Genomic DNA, 20628 nt, shown 5'->3' with positions numbered 1-20628 from the left:
GATCCGCCGCGCATACGGGCGGGGTGGGCGCCGGAAGACCGGCACCCACCCTCGGCTCGTGCGTTCAGGCGCTCGTGGCGCTCAGGCGCCGACGTGGAACTCGGCCGGGTTCGGGCCGAGGCGCCGGTTCTCGTCGAGGACGGCGATCGCGGCCATGTCCTCGTCGTCCAGCGCGAAGCCGAACACGTCGATGTTCTCGCGGATACGGGACGGGGTCACCGACTTCGGGATGACCACGTTCCCCGTCTGCAGGTGCCAGCGGAGCACCACCTGCGCCGGGGTGCGGCCGTGCTTCTGCGCCACGGCGACGATCGCCGGGACGTCGAGCAGACCCTTGCCCTGACCCAGCGGCGACCAGGCCTCGGTCGCGATGCCGTACCGGGCGTGCGCCTCGCGCGAGGCCTGCTGCTGCAGGTGCGGGTGCAGCTCGATCTGGTTGACGGCGGGGACGACAGAGGTCTCGCCGATCAGCCGCTCCAGGTGCTCCGGGAGGAAGTTGGAGACACCGATCGCCTTCGCCCGGCCGTCGGCGAGGATCTTCTCGAAGGCCCGGTACGTGTCGACGTAGGCGTCCTTCGTCGGCACCGGCCAGTGGATGAGGTACAGATCCACGTGGTCCAGGCCCAGCTTGGCGAGCGATTCGTCGAAGGCCCGCAGCGTCGAGTCGTGGCCCTGCTCGCTGTTCCACAGCTTGGTGGTGACGAACAGTTCCTCGCGAGGGAGGCCGGACGCGGCGATCGCCCGGCCGGTGCCCGTCTCGTTCGCGTAGATCGCGGCGGTGTCGATCGAGCGGTAACCGGCCTCCAGGGCGGTCGCCACCGCCCGGGTCGCCTCGTCGTCCGGCACCTGCCAGACGCCGAAGCCGAGCTGCGGCATCTCCACGCCGTTGTTGAGGGTGAGGGAGGGGACCTTGCTGTCCGTGCTCACGTGCGGTCGATCCTTACATCTCGGGGGGTGGTACTCCCTGCGGCAACACCCGCGGGGACGATCTCATTCCCGTCGGCCGGAATCGGTCCGCGCACCTTCCTCGGCGCCAGGTCCGCGAGGGCTGCCGGGGCCGCCCGGGCTGCCAGGTCCCCCCGGGCCGCCGGAGGCCGAGCCGAGGTATGCCTCCCTGACCGCCGGGTCCGCCCGGACCTCGGCGGCCGTCCCCTCGGCCAGGACCCGGCCGAGGTCGAGCACCACGACCCGCGAGCACAGCTCCATCACGAAGGCCACGTTGTGCTCGACCAGCAGCACCGCGCAGTTCTCCTCGTCCGCCATGTGCCGGACGACGGCGGCCAGTTGACGGCGTTCTTCGGCCGTCGTACCGGACGCCGGCTCGTCGAGCAGCAGGACCCGGGGCGGGTCGGCGAGGGCCCGGGCGAGTTCGACCATGCGGGCCTGCCCGACGGGCAGCGCGCCCGCGTAGGAACCGGCCAGCGCGTCGAGCCCGCACTCGTGGAGCACGGCGGCCGCCCGCTCCCGGTGGCGCGCGGCCCGGCGCGGCCCGCCCCGCCAGTCCTGGGCCACGACCAGGTTGTCGGCCACCGTCAGCTGCCCGAAGAGCTGCTGCCGCTGGAAGGTCCGGCGGATGCCGTGGCGGGCCCGCCAGACGGGGGAGCGGCGGGTGATGTCCGCCCCCGCGTACGCGACGGAGCCCGCGTCCGGCCTGCGGATCCCGGACAGGACGTCGAAGAGCGTCGTCTTGCCCGCGCCGTTGGGCCCGATCAGGCCGCAGACCTCGCCGGGCCGCACGTCGATCGTCACGTCGCGCAGGGCGTGGACACCGCCGAAGCGGACGTCGACCCCGGTCGCACGGAGCATGGCAGCGGTCATCGGCGGACTCCCGTCCCCAGATAGGCCTCGGCGAGCCGGTCGGGATCCACCTCGGACCTCGGCCCCGACCAGGCCGTCTCGCCCTGTGCGAGGTACGCGACGGTGTCGGCGATGCCGAGCACTTCGGCCGCCTTCTCCTCGACCAGGAGCAGCGCGGTCCCCTGCGTGCGGAGCTCGGTGAGGAGCCGGAAGACCTCGTCCACGACACGGGGCGCGAGGCCGAGGGAGGGCTCGTCGGCGACGAGGACCTCCGGCGGGTGCTGGAGGAGTGGGGCGAGCGCGAGCAGCTGCTGCTCCCCGCCCGACAGGGACCCGGCGGCGACGCCGCGGCGGGCGGCGAGCACCGGGAAGCGGGCGTAGACGGCGTCCCGGTCCTCGGCCGCCGGCAGGTGCAGGGCCAGGTTCTCCTCGATCGAGAGCCCGGCGAAGATCCCCCGCCCCTCGGGCGCGAGCCGCACCCCGCGCCGCGCCCGTGCGACCGCCGCGTCCCGGGTCGCGTCCTCGCCCCGTACCCGTACCAGACCCTCGGCGGGCCGCAGCAGGCCCGCGGCCACGCGGCACAGGGTGGACTTCCCTGCCCCGTTGGGCCCGAGCAGCACGAGGACCTCGCCCCCGCGCACCGCGAGGTCCACCCCGTGCAGCACGGCCGCGCCGCCGTACCCGGCCCGTACGCCCCGCAGTTCGAGCGCGGGCACGCCGTCGGACGGCCGCCCCGCGCCCGCCTCGGGACCCCGCGCCCCCTCCCGTACCGACAACGGCACTTGGGCCGGGATCGCCGCGGCCGCAGGCGGAGCCGGGGCAGCGGCCGTCGAAGCCGCCGGAGCCACCGGCGCCGGTGAGCCGGCCCGCGCACGCGCCCGCGCCGCCCGCCGGGACGGCCAGGCCGCGCAGTACCCGTCCGGGTCGTTGGCCAGCGCGAGGCCCGCCAGACCGAAGAGGATCACCGGTAGATGCGCCGACTCCGTCACGTACGTCGCCATCAGGTGCGGGACCACCGCGAAGACGAGCCCCGCCACCACCGCGAACTGCGGGCGTCGCACGCCCGCGGCGACGACGACGGCCAGCCACACCAGACCCGTCATCGCCGTGAAGTCCGTCGCCGTGATCCGCGTGCTGTACGAGGCGAGGAGCACGCCCCCGAACCCCGCGAGCCCCGCCGACACCGTGAAGAGCAGGAGCTTCGTCCGGACCACCGACACGCCCGACGCGGCGGCGGCCTCCGGCGCCGACCGCACCGCCAGGATCGCCCGGCCCCACCGGGAGCCGCGCAGCCACGTCAGCAGCGCCACGACCGCCCCGCAGAGCAGGACCAGTGCGAGCCCGAGTGCCCGGTCGTCGCCCAGGTCCACCGGGCCGACGACCGGCCGGGGGATCTCCCAGCCGGTGTCGCCGTTGCGCAGCCACCCCAGCTGGAAGAGGACCTGGTCCGCCAGGAAGGCGAGGGCGAGCGTGGCGAGCGCCAGGGACCGCCCGCCGAGCCGCAGCGCGGGCAGCGCCACCACCGCGCCGAGCAGCGCCGCCGCGACCGTGCCGACGGCCGCCGCCGCCACGAACGGCCAGCCGTGGCTCATCAGAAGGCCGGCGACCAGGGCGGCGCCGGTCACGAACGTCGCCTGGGCCAGCGACACCATCGCCCCGAGCCCGGTGAGCACCGTGAACGACATGAACACGAGCCCGATGGCGAGCCCCTGCGCCAGGATCCCGCTCCAGAAGGGGGTGGTGACGGTGTAGAAGGCCGTCCCCAGCAGCACGCCGGCCACCACCCACGCGCCCCAACGCCTGCCCCAGCCCTTCCCGGCCAGGTAGTCGACCGGTGGCGGGTCCGCCGCCGCCGTGCCCGCCGCGCGCCGCCGCTGCGCGAGCACGACGAGCCCGGCGAAGAGGATGAGGAAGGGCACGGCGGTACGGAAGCCGGTGATGTCCTCGGCGAACGAGGAGTACCCGGCGACCAGGTTCTGCAGGACCCCCAGCCCGAGGCCGCCCGCGAACGCGAGGGGCACCGAGGCGAAGCGTCCGAGGACCGCCGCCGTCGCCGAGACGAACAGGAAGAGGGTGTAGTCGTGGGCCGAGAGGCCGAGGAGCGGGGTCGCGAGGACTCCGGCGAGCCCGGCGAGGCCCGAGGACAGCATCCAGGCGATCGAGGACAGCCGGTCGGCGCTGATGCCGCGCAGCTCGGTCAGCGAGCGGTTGTCGACGGCCGCGCGCAGCAGCAGCCCGAGCCGGGTGTGCCGCATGAGCACCCAAAGACCGGCGGCCGCGAGCGCCGTCGCGACCCAGGTGATGAGCTGGTCGGAGTCGATGCCGACGCCGTCGAGGAGCTGCCAGGACTCCGCGGGGCTCGGCCCGACCCCCGGCAGCCCGAACTGGTTCTCGGCCGGCAGGACCGGCGCCCCGGCCCGCTCCAGGAGCTCGACCGCCCACAGCCCGGCCGCGGGCAGGGCGACGAGCAGACCGATCGTCGCGACGATCTGCGCCGTCTCGCCGACGCCCGCCAGCTTCCGGAACATCAGCCGGTCGAGCCCCCGGCCGAGGCCCGGCGCGACCACGCACACGAGCAGCAGGGCGGTGGGCACGGCCGGCCAGCCGAAGCCGGAGTGGAGCTCGTAGAACGCCAGCGCGCAGAGGTACGCGGTGGCGCCGTGCGCGAAGTTGAAGAGTCCGGAGGCGGAGTACGAGAGCACGAGCCCGGTCGCGAGCAGCGCGTACAGCGCGCCCGAGACCAGCCCGCTCAGGACGAAGCCCAGCAGGTCACCCACGCGAACGCGCCCCTCAGCCGAACGGGATCGGCGGGTAGCACTTGAACGGCACGACCACCTCGTACCGTCCGTTCTTCAGCCGGACGAGCGCCCCGCAGCCGAAGCTCTCCTTCTGCCCCTTGGGCTCGGCGCGGTCGCCGACGAGCGTCCCGGTGTCGGAGAACCCGGCGGCGGCCTTCTGGAAGGACTCGACGGAGAGCTCCTTGCCCGCCTTCGCGGCGATGGAGAGGAAGAGATCGGCCGACATGTAGCCCGTGAGCATATGCATGTTCAGGGGGATGTCCTTGCCGCCCGCGGCCTTCCTGATGTCCGCCTTGAACTGCCGCATCGCGGGGCTGTCCGCCTCGAACGGCTGGAACTGCAGCAGCACGTGCACCCCGTCGAGCGCCTGCTTCGTCGCGTCCTTGGCGAGCAGCCCGGGGTCGTAGTCCGTCGGGTCGGAGATCACGCCCTTGTAGCCGGAGCGCTTGAGCGCGGTGAACAGGCCGATGTTGTACGGCGTCTGCATCACCGAGACGACGGCGTCGGGCGCGCCGCCGCCGGGGCCCGAGCGCAGGATCTCCTTGGTGTACGCCGACCAGTCGCTGGGCATCGAGGTCGCGGGCACCACGGCCTTGGCGTACGGGACCTGGAAACCGGCCGCCTTGAAGCCCTGGGTGAAGGTACGGATGCCGAACTTGCCGGCGTCGTTGTCGCCCGCGATCAGCGCGACCGACTTGCCGCGCGCGCCGCCGAGGACGGCGGCGAGGCCCTCGGGCCAGGTCTGGTTGAGGGTGCCGCCGGGGGTGGGGACGAGGCAGCCGTTGAAGCCGTAGATGTACTCGGGGCCGCAGAACGAAGGGAGCGTGCCCCAGCCCACGGTCGGGACTTTCTGGCCGTTGAGGAAGTCCGCTCCCGCGAAGGTCACGGAGCTCATGGGGGAGACGGCGAAGACCTTGTCCTGCTGGACGAGTTTGCGGGCCGCGGCGAGGTTCTTGGCCGGGTCCTGGCCGTCGTCCTCCGCGCCGAGGTAGTCGATCTTCCGGCCGTTGATCCCGCCCTCGGCGTTGGCCCGGTCGTAGCGGGCCCGGGCACCGAGGTCGGTGTCCTTCTTGGAGTAGCCGCTCGCGGTGGTCATGGAGACGATGCCGCCGACCTTGATCGTGTCGGCGGTGACTCCGCGTACCGAGGAGGAGGTGGTCGTACCGCCACTTGAGGCGGAGTTGCAGGCGGTGACGAGAAGCAACGTGAAGGTGGCTGCGATGGTGCGCAACGGTCGAGGCACGGGCGATCCCTCCGTCGGGTGACCGCATTCTGTGACCGTGCTGATGAACCGTCAATAACTGATGCAGCGTCAATTGATGATGCGTCAGAAGTGTTTGGCCGTCGCCCCGGTCAGCCGTACAGCGCCTCGACCTCCGTCGCGTAGGCCTGCTCGATGGCCTTCCGCTTCAGCTTCAGCGAGGGTGTGAGCAAGCCGTGCTCCTCGCTGAAGGGATGGGCCAGTATCCGGAACGTCCGGATGGACTCCGCCTGTGAGACAAGGGTGTTGGCCGCGACAACGGCCCGCCGGATCTCCATCTCCAGGCTCGGATCGCGCACCAACTCGGCCGGTGGCAGCGGCGCGCGCCCCTGCATCGCCAGCCAGTGCTCCACCGCCTCCTGATCCATCGTCACCAGAGCGGCGATGTACGGCCGGTCGTTGCCCACCACGATGCACTGGGCGATCAACGGATGCGCCCGTACCCGCTCCTCGAGTCCCGCCGGCGAGACGCTCTTTCCGCCGGAGGTCACCAGGATCTCCTTCTTCCGTCCGGTGATCGTCAGATAGCCGTCCTCGTCGAGGGCGCCCAGGTCCCCGGTCGCCAGCCAGCCGTCGTTGAGGACGGCGGCGGTCGCCTGCGGATTGTTGAGGTACCCCGAGAAGATCTGGCCGCCGTACAGCCACACCTCCCCGTCCTCGGCGATGTGCACCGTCGTCCCCGGCACGGGCTGCCCGACCGTCCCGTACCTGACCCGCTCGGGCGGATTGGCGGTGGCCGCCGCCGAGGACTCGGTGAGGCCGTACCCCTCGAAGACGGTCACCCCCGCGCCCTCGAAGAAGAGCCCGAGCCGCCGGTCCATGCCCGAGCCGCCCGACATCGCGTGCCGGACCCGCCCGCCCATGGCCTCGCGGACCTTCCCGTACACGACCTTCTCGAAGAACTGGTGCTGCATCCGCAGCGCGGCCGAAGGACCCGGGCCGAGCCCGAAGGCCTTGTGCTCCGCCGCCTCCGCGTACTTGACCGCCACGTCGACCGCCTTGTCGAAGGGCCCCGCCTTCCCCTCGCTCTCCGCCCGGCGGCGGGCGGCGTGGAAGACCTTCTCGAAGACGTAAGGGACGGCCAGGATGAACGTGGGCCGGAAGGCCGCCAGGTCCGGCAGGAGCGCGGCCGCCTGCAGGACGGGCTGGTGGCCCAGCTTCACCCCGCTCTGGATCGCCGCCACCTCCACCATCCGCCCGAAGACGTGGGCGAGCGGCAGGAAGAGCAGCGTCGAGGCCTCGTCGCCCGGCTTGGAGTGGAAGACCGGCTCCCAACGGCCGGTCAGCATGTCCGTCTCGAACATGAAGTTGGAGTGCGTGATGACACAGCCCTTGGGGCGGCCCGTGGTGCCCGAGGTGTAGATGATCGTCGCCACGGACTCGGGCGTCACCGCCCGGCGGTGCCGCTGCACGATGTCCTCGTCGATCTCCCTGCCCGCCGCCGTCAGTTCGGCGACCGCGCCGTCGCCCGCGTCCAGCTGCCAGAGCCGCTGGAGCCGGGGCAGCCGGTCGATCACCGAACCGATCGTCATCGCGTGGTCCTCGGACTCCACCACGCAGGCGGTGACCTCGGCGTCGTGCAGCATCCAGTAGACCTGCTCGGCCGATGAGGTCGGGTAGATCGGCACCGGCTGGGCGCCGAGCGCCCAGAGCGCGAAGTCGAACAGGGTCCATTCGTAGCGGGTCCTGGCCATGATGGCGACCCGGTCGCCGAACCGTACGCCGTGCGCGATCAGGCCCTTCGCGAGCGCGAGCACCTCGTCCCGGAACTGCGCCGACGTCACGTCACGCCACTGCCCGGTGGCGTCCTTGCGGCCGAGCGCGACATGGTCGGGGGTCTGCTCGGCACGGTCGAACACGGCGTCCGCCAGACCGCCGACCTGAGGCGCCGCCTCGATGGGCGGCACGGTGAACTCGCGCAATGACCTGCTCCTCGAACGCTCGCTGTCGCGCTCCGTACGGCGCGGGTGACGGTACCCCACCCGACTGGCGGGCGGGAGGGCCTTCACCAAGCCGGGACATTGGGTGTTGTCACAGGTCAGGGGAGGGGGAGGGGGCAAGTGACGGGCCGCCGGGGGTGGTTACTGACCGTGGAGTAAGTAGGGCGGGGCGCAATCTCCACGGAATCTGTACCGGCCGCTCACGTTCACGCGCCCGAGGAACGGCCTGCGACGGACGGCCTGACGGGCGGCCGCGACGGACGCCTGCGACGGGCGGCCCGCGACGGGCGGTCCGCGACGGGCGGTCCGCGACGTACGGTCCGCGACGTACGACCCGAGACCGGCGGCCCGACGGACCGCGTGACCGGGGTGGCGGCGCTCGGCGGCCGGTCAGTCGGGCCGGTGCAGCCGGACGCCGCCCGCCAGGATCGCGGCGGCCAGCGCGTCGGCCGCCTCCTGGGCCGAACCGGGCCGCCGGCCCGTGCGCAGCACGAAGTCGACGTCGCCCAGGTCCGGAAGGCCCGCCCGGGCGGGCAGCCGCGTCAGACCGGGCGGCACGAGCCCGCGGGTGTGCGCCATCACCCCGAGCCCGGCCCGGGCCGCCGCGATGTTGGCGCTCAGGCTGCTGCTCGTGCACGCGATCCGCCACGCCCGGCCGTGCGCCTCCAGGGCTTCGAGCGCCCGGGCCCGGGTGATGCCCGGCGACGGGAAGACGATCAGCGGCACGGGGCGGTCCGGGTCGAGCCGTAGCCGCGGCGCGCCGATCCAGATCAGCGAGTCCCGCCAGACCAGCTCGCCCCCGCTCTCCTCGGCCCGCCGCTTCGCCAGGATCAGGTCGAGCCGCCCGGCCTCCAGGCGGCTGTTGAGCGTCCCGGACAGCTCGACGGTCAGCTCCAGGTCCACCTCGGGGTGCTCGCGCCGGAAAGACTCCAGGATCTCCGGCAGCCGGGTCACCACGAAGTCCTCCGAGGCGCCGAAGCGCAGCCGACCGCGCAGCCGGGTCCCGGTGAAGAAGGCGGCGGCCCGCTCGTGGGCGCTCAGGATCGTCCGGGCGAAGCCGAGCATCGCCTCGCCGTCCTCCGTCAGCTCCACGCTGTGGGTGTCCCGCGTGAAGAGCGGACGCCCGGTGGCGTCCTCCAGGCGCCGCACGTGCTGGCTCACGGTCGACTGCCGGACGCCGAGCCGGCGGGCGGCCCGGGTGAAGCTCAGGGTCTCGGTGACTGCGAGGAAGGTGCGGAGCTGCGCCGGATCGTACACACGGCCAGGCTATCGCGGGTCATCGCGTTCCGTGATGACAGTCAGAGCGCTGTACGGGATTCCCGATCGCCGCCGCGCGGAGCAGGATGGGGAGGCAGGATCTTTCGTCCGAGAGCAGTGGAGCACATGAGCCGCCGTACGACCCTCCTCCCGTCCTGGTTGCCGATCGAGCCGTACATCCTGGCGATCCTCGGAACGGTGGGCCTCGCGGCCCTGCTGCCCGCCTCGGGCGGCGCCGCGACGGTCGCCGACGGCGCCTCGACGACGGCCATCGCCCTGCTCTTCTTCCTCTACGGCGCCCGGCTCTCCACCCGCGAGGCGCTGGACGGGCTCCGGCACTGGAGGCTCCACGTCACCGTCCTCGCGGCCACCTTCGTCGTCTTCCCCCTCCTCGGGCTCGCGGCGAAGGGTCTCGTACCGGCCGTTCTCACGCCTCCGCTCTACAGCGGCCTGCTCTTCCTCTGCCTGGTGCCGTCCACCGTCCAGTCCTCGATCGCGTTCACCTCGATGGCCCGGGGCAACGTTCCGGCCGCGATCTGCGCGGGCTCCTTCTCCTCCCTCGCCGGTGTCGTGCTCACCCCGCTGCTCGCCGCGCTGCTGCTGGGCTCCACGGCCGGCGGCTTCTCCGCCGACTCGCTGACGGAGATCGTGCTCCAGCTGCTCGTGCCGTTCCTGGCGGGGCAGCTGCTGCGGCGCTGGGTCGGCGGGTTCGTCCTGCGGAACAAGAAGATGCTGGGGTACGTGGACCGGGGCTCGATCCTGCTCGTCGTCTACACGGCGTTCAGCCACGGCATGGTCGCCGGCATCTGGCACCAGGTCACTCCCGCGCGGCTGGGGCTCCTCATCGTGGTCGAGGCGGTCCTGCTCGCCGTGATGCTGTCGCTGACCTGGTTCGGCGCGCGGCGGCTCGGCTTCGACCGGGGGGACCGGATCGCGATCCAGTTCGCGGGCTCGAAGAAGAGCCTGGCTGCCGGGCTCCCGATGGCGAGCGTGCTCTTCGGGCCGCAGGCCGCGCTCGCGGTCCTGCCGCTGATGCTCTTCCACCAGATGCAGCTGATGGTCTGCGCGGTGATCGCGAAGCGCCGCGCCCGCGACCCGGAGGTCCAGCCGGAACCGAAGCCCCAGTCGGATTCGGTGTCGGAGCCGGAGACGAAGCCGGAGCCGGAAGCCGTGGCGAGCCGGGGCTGACCGCGACGCGCACGCGGGGGTGGCGGGATCAGGCCCCCGCCCCCGCCGTGAAGATCAACGGGCCCGCTACCGTGCTCCCATGCCCGCACTCGATCCCGGCCGCAGCGCACTCGTCCTCGTCGACCTGATGGAACGCATCGTCGCGCTGCCCCTCGCCCCCCGCCCCGGAACCGACGTCGTCACCGCCGCGACCCGGCTCGCCGAGACCTTCCGCGCCGCCGGAGCGCCCGTCGTCCACATCAGGGTCGAGCGGCCGAACGTCGAGACCCAGCCGCCCGGCAGCGACCTCGACGCGATCACCCTGGACGGACCCGAGTGACCCCCGTCCCGATACGGTACGGCGCCCGCCCCTGCTCCCTCGTCGTCTGCCGCGGCTGCTGCTGCGGGGACGCGGGCAAGAACCCGGGCGTCGACCACGCGGGCCAGCTCGCCCGGCTCCGCCACGCGGCCGCGGAGTCCGGGGGCCGGCTGTCGGTCCGTACCAGCGACTGCCTCGGCCCGTGCGCACAGGCCAACATCGTCGTCGTCCAGCCCTCCACCGAGGGCCGCCGCAGGGGCGGGCGCGCCGCCTGGATCGGGTTCGCCACGGACGACGACTGCCTCGACGACATCCTGGCCTGGACGGCCGCGGGCGGCCCCGGCATCGCCGAACCGCCGGCCACGCTCGCGCTGCAGATGATCGACCCGCCCGCCGTGGAGGCCTCCACGCCCCGACGCCGTCGCTGAGGCCGAGCGGGCCGGGCCCCATGGGAGTACGGCCCGTCGGGGGCTCGCCTCACCCCGGCGGGGTACTGATCACCCGGTGGGAGGGTGCGGGACCGGCCGGCGCAGGGGGCGCTCCCCGCCGGCCGATGGCCCGACCCGTGCGGCGGGCGGCGCCCGGTCAGCCGTGCGCGGCCGCGGCCCCGAGGGCGATCCGGTGCTCGCCCGCGTACACGTTCATGTCCTGCCCGCGCAGGAAGCCGATCAGCGTGAGGCCCGTCTCCGCGGCCAGGTCCACGGCCAGCGAGGACGGCGCCGAGACCGCGGCGAGCACCGGGATGCCCGCCATCACCGCCTTCTGGGCCAGCTCGAACGAGGCCCGGCCCGAGACCAGCAGGACCGCCCGGGACAGCGGCAGCCGACCGTCGGTCAGGGCCCGGCCCACCAGCTTGTCCACCGCGTTGTGCCGGCCCACGTCCTCCCGTACGTCGAGCAGCTCGCCCTCCTCCGAGAACAGCGCTGCCGCGTGCAGCCCCCCGGTCCGGTCGAAGACCCGCTGCGCGGCCCTCAGCCGGTCGGGGAGGCGGGCCAGGAGCTCGGGCGTCAGCCGGACCGGGGGAGCGTCGGCGATCGGGAAGCGTGCCGTGGTGCGGACCGCGTCGAGGCTGGCCTTGCCGCACAGCCCGCACGAGGACGTCGTGTACACGTTCCGCTCGAGGGTGATGTCCGGGACGGGGACCCCGGGCGCCAGCTGGACGTCCACCACGTTGTACGTGTTCGTGCCGTCGTCCTTGGCGCCCGCGCAGTACACGATGTTCCGTACGTCGGATGCGGCGCCGAGCACCCCCTCGCTGACCAGGAACCCGGCGGCGAGGGCGAAGTCGTCGCCGGGCGTGCGCATCGTGATCGCGAGCGGCCGGCCGTTCAGCCGGATCTCCAGCGGCTCCTCGGCCACCAGCGTGTCCGGGCGCTCGTTGACGGCCGCGCCCCGGATCCGGATGACGCGCCGTCGTTCGGTGACCCGTCCCATGTGGTTACACCCGATTCTGTACGTGCTGGAAGCCGAAACGGCCCTTGATACAGAGGTTGCCATGGGTCACCGGGTTGTCGTGCGGTGAGGTGACCTTCACGATCTCGTTGTCCTGAACATGCAGGGTGAGGTTGCAACCCACCCCGCAGTACGCGCAGACCGTCGTCGTCTCCGTCTGCGCCGCCTCGTCCCAGGTGCCCTCCGCGCGCATGTCGAACTCCCGCTTGAAGCTCAGCGCGCCCGTCGGACAGACCTCGACGCAGTTGCCGCAGTACACGCACGCGGACTCGGTGAGCGGCCCGTCGTGCTCCACCGCGATCCTGGCGTCGAAGCCGCGGCCGGTGACGGAGATCGCGAACGAGTTCTGCCACTGCTCGCCACAGGCGTCGACGCACTTGTAGCAGAGGACGCACTTGTCGTACTCGCGGACGTAGAGGTCGTTGTCGACGCGCGGCTCCTCCCCGAGGCGGCGAGCCTCCGGCCCGAAGCGGTCGGGCTCCGCACCGTACTCCTTGATCCACTCGGCGGCGCCCGGCGTGGTGGAGAGGTCCACCGAGGAGGCGAGCAGCTCCAGGACGACCTTGCGGCTGTGGCGGGTGCGATCGGTGTCGGTGCGTACGACCATCCCGGGCTCGGCGCGGCGCGAGCAGGCCGGGGCGAGCGTCCTTGCCCCCTCGACCTCGACCACGCACAGCCTGCAGGCGTTCTTCGGGGTGAGCGTGTCGCCGTGGCAGAGCGTCGGCACGTCCGTACCGGCCGCGCGGCAGGCGTCGAGGATCGTGGCGCCCTCGGGGACGCGGACGGGGGCGCCGTCGAGCGTGAACTCCAGGAGGCGGCGGGGCGGTGCGAGGGGAACCGTGGTCACTTGTAGACCCCCAGACGGTCGATGGCGGACTCGACGGCGTTCCACGCGGTCTGGCCGAGACCGCAGATCGAGGCGTCGCGCAGGGTCTGTCCGACCTCGCGCAGCAGGGCGATGTCGGCGCCCGCGGCGGCGCCCGTACGGTCCTTGACGCGGTGCAGCGCCTCCTCCTGGCGGACCGTGCCGACCCGGCAGGGCACGCACTGGCCGCAGGACTCGTCGCGGAAGAACTCGGCGATGCGCAGCAGGATCCGCGGCAGGTCCACGGACTCGTCCAGGACGAGGACCACCCCCGAGCCGAGGGTGGTGCCGGCGGCGCGGGTGCCCTCGAAGGTGAGCGGGATGTCCAGCTCGTCCGGGCGGACGAAGCCGCCCGCCGCACCGCCGAGGAGGACCGCGCGCAGGGTGTCGGGCGGACCGGCCAGGTCGAGGAGTTCGCCGAGGGTGGCGCCGAACGGGAGCTCGTACACGCCCGGGCGCGCGACGTTGCCCGAGACGCAGAAGAGCTTGGTCTCGCCCGCCCGGAAGGCCTCGGCGCCCCGGGTCAGGATCGGGAGCACGTTCACGAGCGTCTCGACGTTGTTGGCGGCGGTGGGCTTGCCGAAGAGGCCCTTCTCGACGGGGAACGGCGGCTTGGAGCGGGGCTCGCCCCGGTAGCCCTCGATCGAGTTGAAGAGGGCGGTCTCCTCGCCGCAGATGTACGCGCCCGCACCGCGCCGGATCTCGATGTCGAAGGCGAAACCGCTGCCGAGGACGTCGTCGCCGAGGAGACCGCGGGCGCGGGCCTCGTCGAGGGCGTGGGTGAGCCTCTCGTACGCACGGGGGTACTCACCCCGGAGGTAGAGGTAGCCCCGGTGCGCGCCGACGGCGTACCCGGCGACGGTCATCGCCTCGACGAGCGCGTAGGGGTCGCCCTCCATGACGACCCGGTCCTTGAAGGTCCCCGGCTCCGACTCGTCGGCGTTGCACACGACGTAGTGGGGGCCGTCGGGCTGGGCGGCCGTCGCCTGCCACTTCCGCCCCGTGGGGAACGCGGCCCCGCCCCGCCCGACGAGCCCGGACTCGGTGACCTCCCGGATCACCCCGGCGGGCCCGAGCGCGAACGCCCGCCGCAGCGCGACGTACCCTCCGTGGGCCCGGTAGTCGTCCACGCTGTACGGGTCGACGACCCCGACGCGCCGAAGGAGTACGAGCCCGTCCTGCCCGGCCTGCGGCACGGCGTCCGCGGCGCCGGGCTCGGGCGGCGCGTCGTGCGGCGCGCGGGCGGCGGCCGAGACGGCGCCGGGGGTCGCGGGCGCGACGACGGCGGTGGCGTGTCGGTCTTCCCCCACCCCGCCCCTTCCCGAACTGGGGCTCCGCCCCAGACCCCGCGCCTCAAACGCCGGCGAGGCTGAAAAATCAGCCCGTCCGGCGTTTGAGGACACGGCCGCAGGCCGTACGGGGGGCTGGGGGCTTGCCCCCAGTTCGGGAAGGGGCGGGGTGGGGAAAGAGCCCGCCGCAGGCGCGCACACCGGCGCCCCCACCCCCGCCCGCACCACCAGCGCCGCCGGGGCCCGCTCGCACAAGCCCAGGCACGGGCTGGCCTCAAAGGGAACGCCCTCGGCCGTGAGGCCTTCCGTCAGGGCCGCCGATCCGCGGGCCGCGCACGCCAGGTCCGTGCAGACGTGGAGGACCTGCGCCGGACGCGGGCGTACCGCGAACATCGCGTAGAACGTGGCCACCCCGTACGCCTCCGCCGGCGGCACCGTCAGGCGCCGGCACAGATAGGCCAGGCCCCCTTCGCTGATCCACCCCACCCGGTCGTTGAGCGCGTGCAGCCCCGGCAGCAGCAGGTCCCTGCGCTCCCGGGCCTCCCGCCCGCCGCGCGCCCACCGCAGGTCTGCGGCCGAGCGGTCGTCCGCGCCCTCCCAGGCCGACTCCGGCGGGCCGAGGACCGCGTCCACGGCCTCCCGTTCCTCGTCCGACGGCTTGCCGTCACCGAAGCGCAGATCCATCGGAGCCCACCCTCTCGTCCGCCGGCTTCTCGATCCGTATCGCCGATGCCTTGAACTCGGCCGTGCCCGCGATCGGACAGTTCGCCTCGATCGTCAGCTGGTTGGTGTCGACCTCGTCCGGAAAGTGCATCGTCATGAACGCGAGCCCCGGCCGCAGCGCGGGGTCCACCCACACCGGCGCCACCACCGAGCCGCGCCGCGAGATCACCCGGACCTCCTGGCCCACCGCGACCCCGTACCGCTCCGCGTCCTCCGGGCACAGCTCCACGTACTCCCCGCGCCGCAGCGGCGAGGCGAAACTCCCGCTCTGCACCCCGGTGTTGTACGAGTCGAGCCGCCGTCCGGTCGTCAGCCGGATCGGATACCGCTCGTCCGTCAGATCGACCGGCGGATCGTGGCGCACCAGCCCGAACGGGGCGCGCGCGCCCCGGCGTTCGGGGTCCGACTCCCACAACCTGCCGTGCAGGAAGGACGGTTCGAGCCGCTCCAGGTCGGGGCACGGCCACTGGATGCCCTGGTGCTGCTCCAGGCGGTCGTACGTCATGCCCCAGTGGTCCGGCGACAGCGCCCGCAGCTCGTTCCAGACGGTCTCGGCGTCCGAGTACGCCCACTCCTCGTGGCCGAGCCGCCGCGCCAGCTCGCAGATGATGTCGATGTCCTCGCGGGCCTCGCCCGGCGGCCGTACCGCCTTCCGGACCCGCTGCACGCGCCGCTCGCTGTTGGTCGTCGTGCCGTCCGTCTCGCACCAGGCCGCCGTCGCCGGCAGGACCACGTCCGCGAACTCGGCGGTCCTCGTCAGGAAGATGTCCTGCACCACCAGGCAGTCCAGCTTCGCGAGCCGTGCCATCGCCTGCGCGCTGTCCGCCTCCGACTGCGCCGGGTTCTCGCCGACGCAGTACACGGCCCGCAGCTCGCCGCTCTCCATCGCCTCGAACATCTCGGTCAGCGTCCGCCCGTACCGGGGCTGGATCTCCGTGCCCCAGAAGGACTCGAACTTCGCCCGCACCCCCGCGTCCAGGATGTCCTGGAAGCCGGGCAGCCGGTTCGGGATGGCGCCCATGTCCCCGCCGCCCTGCACGTTGTTCTGGCCGCGCAGCGGCTGCACCCCGGAGCCGTACCGCCCCACGTGCCCGGTCAGCAGCGCCAGGTTGATCAACGCCCGGACGTTGTCGGTGCCGTTGTGGTGCTCGGTGATGCCGAGCGTCCAGCACAGCTGGGCCCGCTCGGCCCGGGCGAAGGCGTGCGCCAACTCCCGTATCGCGGCGGCCGGTACGCCCGTCAGCTTCGAGGCCGCCGTGAGCGTCCACGGCTCGACGAGCTCGCGGTACTCCTCGAAGCCGCTCGTCGCCCGCTCCACGAACGCCCGGTTGTACAGGCCCGCGTGGATGATCTCGCGGCCGACGGCGTGGGCGAGCGGGATGTCGGTGCCGACGTCGAGCCCGAGCCAGCTCTCGGCCCACTCGGCGGTCGAGGTGCGGCGCGGATCGACCGCATACATCCGCGCTCCGTTCCGGATCCCCTTCAGCACGTGCTGGAAGAAGATCGGGTGCGCGAAGCGGGCGTTGGAGCCCCACATCACGATGACGTCGGTGTGCTCGATCTCCTCGTACGAGGACGTGCCGCCGCCCGAGCCGAAGACCGCCGAGAGCCCGGCGACGCTCGGCGCGTGACACGTCCGGTTGCAGGAGTCGACGTCGTTCGTGCCCATCACCACCCGCGCGAACTTCTGCGCCACGTAGTTCATCTCGTTGGTCGCCCGCGCGCAGGAGAACATCCCGAACGCGCCCCGCGCCGCCCGGAATCCGGCCGCCGCGCGCTCAAGGGCCTCGTCCCAGCTCGCCCGCCGCAGCGGCCCGCCCTTCTCGTCCCGTACGAGCGGGTGGGTCAGCCGGGTGTACGTCTTCGGGTCGCGGTTCCGCTTCCTCGTGTTCTTCATGCCGTGCTCCTGGACTGGCTGGTCGGGTCGGCGAGCAGGTCCGACAGGGCGTGGACGGTACGGAGCGTCGGCACCGGTACGTCGGTGACGGCCGCGAGCTCCACCACGGCCGCGAGGAGCACGTCCAACTCCAGGGGCTTGCCCGCCTCCAGGTCCTGGAGGGTGGAGGTGCGGTGGTCGCCGACCCGCTCCGCCCCGGCGAGGCGGCGCTCGACGGAGATGTCGGGGCGGCAGCCGAGGGCGGCGGCGACGGCCAGGGTCTCGTGCATCATCTGCTCGATCACCTGCCGCGTACCGCCGTGCCGGCACATCTGGCGCATCGTCGCCCGGGCGAGCGCGCTGATGGGGTTGAAGGAGATGTTGCCGAGCAGCTTGATCCAGATGTCGTGGCGCAGTTCCGCCTCGACGGGGCACTTCAGACCCCCGGCGCGCATCGCCTCCGCGAACGTCCCGCACCGCTCGGACGCCGTCCGGTCGGGCTCCCCGATGGAGAACCTGGTGCCCTCCAGATGACGGACGACGCCGGGGCCGCTCAGCTCGGTGGCCGCGTAGACGACGCAGCCGATGGCCCGTTCGGGGGCGAGGACGGCCGAGACCGCGCCGCCCGGGTCGACGCTCTCGACGCGATGGCCGTCGTGCGGGCCGCCGTGCCGGTGGAAGTACCACCAGGGGATGCCGTTCTGGGCGGCGACGACCGCCGTGGTGTCGTGCAGGAGCGGTGCGACGAGCGGCCCGCACGCCGCGTACGCGTGGGCCTTCAGGCCCAGGAAGACGTAGTCGACGGGGCCGATGTCGGCCGGGTCGTCGGTGGCGTGCACCCGGGCGGTGAAATCGCCGCGCGGGCTCTCGACCCGCACGCCGTGCTGTCTCATGGCCGCGAGATGCGGTCCACGGGCGATCAGATGGACATCGGCGCCGGCGCGGTCGAGCGCGGCTCCGACATAGGCGCCGATCGCACCGGCGCCGAGGACTGCGACCTTCACGTGCGGATCTCCGTTCGGTCGAGAGAACCGGAAAAGGAGGTGTAGACGAAATATTGTCTACAGTATGGAGGTGGGGTCGACAAGGGGCGCGGAAACGTCCGTTGTCACGGTCTCCCAACACCTACGGGCGAATCTTGGTGGTTTACGTGCCTGGTTACCGATCAGTCGCTGGTCAGGATGGGAGGTCCTGCTTCCACTTGAACCCAAGGGGGTCCCGAGCATGACGGGCACTCGTATCGCCGCGCTCGGGCACTATCAGCCCGCCAAGGTGCTCACCAACAGCGACCTGGCCGCGCTCGTCGACACCAGCGACGAGTGGATCACCAGCCGCGTCGGCATCAGGACCCGCCACATGGCAGGACCCGACGAACCGGTCGACGAACTCGCCGCGCACGCCGCCGGCAAGGCGCTCGCCGCCGCGGGCCTCGGCCCCGCCGACATCGACCTGGTCCTCGTCGCGACCTCCACGGCGATCGACCGCTCGCCCAACACCGCGGCCCGCGTCGCCGCCCGGCTCGGCATGGCCTCGCCCGCCACCATGGATCTCAACGTGGTCTGCGCGGGCTTCACGCACGCCCTCGCCACCGCCGACCACGCGATCCGTGCCGGGGGCGCCCGCCGCGCCATGGTCATCGGCGCCGACAAGATGACCGAGATCACCGACTGGACCGACCGCACGACCTGCGTCCTCGTCGGCGACGGCGCGGGCGCGGCGATCGTCGAGGCCGTGGCGGACGACGCCGAGCCCTGCATCGGCCCGGTGCTGTGGGGGTCCGTCCCGGAGATGGGCCACGCCGTCCGGATCGAGGGCACCCCGCCGCGCTTCGCGCAGGAGGGCCAGTCCGTCTACCGCTGGGCCACCCAGCAGCTGCCCGCCCTCGCCCGCCAGGCGTGCGAGCGCTCGGGGATCGCGCCCGAGGACCTCGCCGGCGTCGTGCTGCACCAGGCCAACCTGCGGATCATCGAGCCGCTCGCCGCGAAGATCGGCGCGGTCAACGCGGTGGTGGCCCGGGACGTCGTCGAGTCCGGCAACACCTCGGCCGCCTCGATCCCGCTCGCCCTCGCCAAGCTGGTCGAGCGCGGGGAGCTCCCGTCCGGGGCGCCGACCCTGCTCTTCGGCTTCGGCGGCAACCTCTCGTACGCGGGCCAGGTCGTCCGGGTCCCGTAGTCCACGGGGCAGGGGGCGTTCGCAGGGGGCGTTTTCAGCGCGGCAGGGGGCGTTTCGGCCGAGATCGCGGAGGGCCGCATGCCTGGACTTGTGCGTCGGTAGACTGTAGACGATAGCCAATTCATGGTGATCGCCTACGGCGTACGAGGGGGCTGCGATGTTGTCCGCAGGACTGCCGCAAGGGGCCGTGCCCCGGCTGGAGCGGCCGGGGCCGCTGCGCGACCGGGTCTACGAAGCGCTGCTCGAACTGATCACGACCCGTGCCCTGCGTCCCGGTCAGCACCTGGTCGAGAGCGAACTCGCCGGGCACCTCGGTGTCTCCCGCCAGCCGGTCCGCGAGGCGCTCCAGCGGCTGAACACCGAGGGCTGGGTCGATCTGCGCCCCGCGCAGGGGGCCTTCGTCCACGAGCCGACCGACGAGGAGGCCGACCAGCTGCTCTCCGTCCGTACGCTCCTGGAGGCCGAAGCCGCCCGGCTCGCCGCCGCCAACTCCGGCTCGGCCGGGATCGCCGCGCTCGAGGAGCTCTGCGCGCGGGGCGAGCAGGCCGTGGCGGACGACGACGTCGACCTGGCCGTGGCGACGAACGCGGCCTTCCACGCCAAGGTCATGGAACTGGCCGGAAACCTCGTGCTCTCCGAACTGGCCGGCCAGGTCGACCGCCGCGTCCGCTGGTACTACACGCCGGTCGCCCGGCAGCGCGGCGAGCAGTCCTGGAAGGAGCACCGGCAGCTGATCGCCGCGATCGCGGCCCGCGACGAGTCCCTCGCGACGACGGTCATGCGCGCCCACACGGAACACACCCGCACGACGTACCGGGAGCACAGTCAGGGCTGAAGTGCGCGGCCTGCGCCGCCGCTTCCACCCGTTCGGCGGAGCCCGGTGGCGGGGGCCCCGGGCCCGCCCTAGCTTCGGACGGGTCGAGGGTCTCTCGTGCCGTACGCGGAACCGTCCGCCGCGCGCCCCTCGCGTGATCGGGAGGATCGGTCGCCATGCGCGCGATACGTGGTGCCGCCACGGCCCTGCTCGCCACCGCAGCCCTCTGCCTGGCCGCGCCGACGGCCGGGGCGGCCGACGAGGACCCGTGGGGCGACGTTGCGGGCGACGGCGCGGGCCCGTGGGGCGAGGCCGCGGGCAACGCCACGGGCAGCGGTCCGGGGAGTGGTCCGGGCAGCGGTGACGTCACCGGCGAGGGCACCGGCCACGACATCACCTCCTTCGGATTCTCCGTCTCGCCCTCGACGGTCGCCCCGGGCGGCACGGTCACGCTGAAGTCCGACGGTTGCGAGGTCCCCTCCGTGACCGTCACCTCCGGGGTCTTCGACCCCGTCACGCTCAACGAGGGGCGGGCGGGCACCGCCAAGGTCGATGCCGACGCCAAGGTCGGCGCCGAGTACCAGGTGACCTTCGACTGCAAGGGCGAGAAGGGCACCACCCCCCTCACCATCGCCGGCGGCTCCACGGGCGGCCACGAGACGGGCGGCCACGAGACAGGTGGCCACGAGACGGGCGGCCGCGACAGCGGCGGCACCGACACCGGCGCGCACAAGGGCGTCAAGGCCGGCTTCGGCGGCGGGGCAGACGCCATGGGCACTCCCGAGGTCGTCACGGGCACCGCGCTGATCGCGGGCGCGCTCGGCGCGGGCGGCGTCCTGCTGCGCCGCCGCCGCGCCGACGACCGCGCCTGAAACGGCTCCTCCGCCCTGGGGTGACG

16 protein-coding genes and 1 pseudogene are annotated in these 20628 nt (G+C 73.0%); 6 read left to right on the top strand and 11 right to left on the bottom strand.

Annotated features, from left to right (window positions below):
* Positions 1 to 81: 81 nt before the first annotated feature.
* The 6 genes from ACGFYP_RS03580 to ACGFYP_RS03555 form a co-directional block, all read right to left on the bottom strand.
* Entirely contained in the window at positions 82 to 876 is a 795-nt protein-coding gene (locus tag ACGFYP_RS03580) for an aldo/keto reductase (protein WP_393486036.1), read from the bottom strand.
* A 114-nt stretch (positions 877 to 990) separates the two neighbouring features.
* Positions 991 to 1818: an ABC transporter ATP-binding protein gene (locus ACGFYP_RS03575; RefSeq protein WP_393485896.1), complete on the bottom strand. Its 828-nt coding sequence runs from the start codon at positions 1816 to 1818 to the stop codon at positions 991 to 993.
* A complete protein-coding gene (locus ACGFYP_RS03570; protein WP_393485893.1) occupies positions 1815 to 4574 on the bottom strand; it encodes an ATP-binding cassette domain-containing protein in 2760 nt (919 codons plus the stop codon). Before ACGFYP_RS03570 ends, ACGFYP_RS03575 begins: the two co-directional genes overlap by 4 nt.
* Positions 4575 to 4587: 13 nt before the next feature.
* A complete protein-coding gene (locus ACGFYP_RS03565; RefSeq protein ID WP_393485891.1) occupies positions 4588 to 5838 on the bottom strand; it encodes an ABC transporter substrate-binding protein in 1251 nt (416 codons plus the stop codon).
* Between the two features lie 110 nt (positions 5839 to 5948).
* Positions 5949 to 7778, bottom strand: a complete 1830-nt coding sequence (locus ACGFYP_RS03560; RefSeq protein ID WP_393485889.1) for an AMP-dependent synthetase/ligase — start codon at positions 7776 to 7778, stop codon at positions 5949 to 5951.
* Between the two features lie 408 nt (positions 7779 to 8186).
* Positions 8187 to 9053: a LysR substrate-binding domain-containing protein gene (locus tag ACGFYP_RS03555; RefSeq protein ID WP_393485887.1), complete on the bottom strand. Its 867-nt coding sequence runs from the start codon at positions 9051 to 9053 to the stop codon at positions 8187 to 8189.
* Between the two features lie 126 nt (positions 9054 to 9179).
* Between ACGFYP_RS03555 and ACGFYP_RS03550 the strand changes: the two genes are divergently transcribed.
* The 3 genes and pseudogenes from ACGFYP_RS03550 (at position 9180) to ACGFYP_RS03540 (ending at position 10967) form a co-directional block, all read left to right on the top strand.
* Positions 9180 to 10241: a bile acid:sodium symporter family protein gene (locus ACGFYP_RS03550; protein WP_393485885.1), complete on the top strand. Its 1062-nt coding sequence runs from the start codon at positions 9180 to 9182 to the stop codon at positions 10239 to 10241.
* A 79-nt stretch (positions 10242 to 10320) separates the two neighbouring features.
* A pseudogene (locus ACGFYP_RS03545) lies at positions 10321 to 10530 on the top strand (isochorismatase family protein); the annotation flags it as partial.
* A 26-nt stretch (positions 10531 to 10556) separates the two neighbouring features.
* Entirely contained in the window at positions 10557 to 10967 is a 411-nt protein-coding gene (locus ACGFYP_RS03540; protein ID WP_393485883.1) for a (2Fe-2S) ferredoxin domain-containing protein, read from the top strand.
* Between the two features lie 157 nt (positions 10968 to 11124).
* Here ACGFYP_RS03540 and fdhD read toward each other — a convergent pair whose 3' ends face one another.
* From fdhD to ACGFYP_RS03515, 5 genes are read right to left on the bottom strand one after another with little or no spacing between them, the layout of a single operon-like run.
* Entirely contained in the window at positions 11125 to 11973 is an 849-nt protein-coding gene (fdhD, locus tag ACGFYP_RS03535; protein ID WP_393485881.1) for a formate dehydrogenase accessory sulfurtransferase FdhD, read from the bottom strand.
* A gap of 4 nt (positions 11974 to 11977) precedes the next feature.
* Positions 11978 to 12838, bottom strand: coding sequence for a 2Fe-2S iron-sulfur cluster-binding protein (locus ACGFYP_RS03530; protein ID WP_393485879.1), 861 nt, complete (start codon positions 12836 to 12838; stop codon positions 11978 to 11980).
* The gene (locus ACGFYP_RS03525; protein ID WP_393485877.1) at positions 12835 to 14829 is read right to left on the bottom strand and encodes an NADH-ubiquinone oxidoreductase-F iron-sulfur binding region domain-containing protein; all 1995 of its coding nucleotides are present in this window, start codon (positions 14827 to 14829) and stop codon (positions 12835 to 12837) included. Before ACGFYP_RS03525 ends, ACGFYP_RS03530 begins: the two co-directional genes overlap by 4 nt.
* Positions 14810 to 16765 (bottom strand): molybdopterin oxidoreductase family protein, encoded by a 1956-nt coding sequence (locus tag ACGFYP_RS03520; RefSeq protein WP_393485875.1) that lies wholly within the window; start codon positions 16763 to 16765, stop codon positions 14810 to 14812. Before ACGFYP_RS03520 ends, ACGFYP_RS03525 begins: the two co-directional genes overlap by 20 nt.
* The gene (locus ACGFYP_RS03515) at positions 16762 to 17748 is read right to left on the bottom strand and encodes a 2-dehydropantoate 2-reductase (RefSeq protein ID WP_361962854.1); all 987 of its coding nucleotides are present in this window, start codon (positions 17746 to 17748) and stop codon (positions 16762 to 16764) included. Before ACGFYP_RS03515 ends, ACGFYP_RS03520 begins: the two co-directional genes overlap by 4 nt.
* A 220-nt stretch (positions 17749 to 17968) precedes the next feature.
* Between ACGFYP_RS03515 and ACGFYP_RS03510 the strand changes: the two genes are divergently transcribed.
* The 3 genes from ACGFYP_RS03510 (at position 17969) to ACGFYP_RS03500 (ending at position 20602) form a co-directional block, all read left to right on the top strand.
* Positions 17969 to 18916 (top strand): beta-ketoacyl-ACP synthase III, encoded by a 948-nt coding sequence (locus tag ACGFYP_RS03510; protein ID WP_393485872.1) that lies wholly within the window; start codon positions 17969 to 17971, stop codon positions 18914 to 18916.
* A gap of 157 nt (positions 18917 to 19073) precedes the next feature.
* Positions 19074 to 19751: a GntR family transcriptional regulator gene (locus ACGFYP_RS03505; RefSeq protein WP_393485870.1), complete on the top strand. Its 678-nt coding sequence runs from the start codon at positions 19074 to 19076 to the stop codon at positions 19749 to 19751.
* Between the two features lie 155 nt (positions 19752 to 19906).
* Positions 19907 to 20602, top strand: coding sequence for a hypothetical protein (locus ACGFYP_RS03500; protein ID WP_393485868.1), 696 nt, complete (start codon positions 19907 to 19909; stop codon positions 20600 to 20602).
* Positions 20603 to 20628 lie beyond the last annotated feature (26 nt).

Origin of the sequence: Streptomyces sp. NPDC048370, from assembly GCF_043200825.1 — a bacterium.
In the GTDB taxonomy this organism is placed as follows: domain Bacteria; phylum Actinomycetota; class Actinomycetes; order Streptomycetales; family Streptomycetaceae; genus Streptomyces.
Note: the sequence above shows the minus strand (reverse complement) of the source record. Positions and strands in the feature narration are given on the sequence as shown.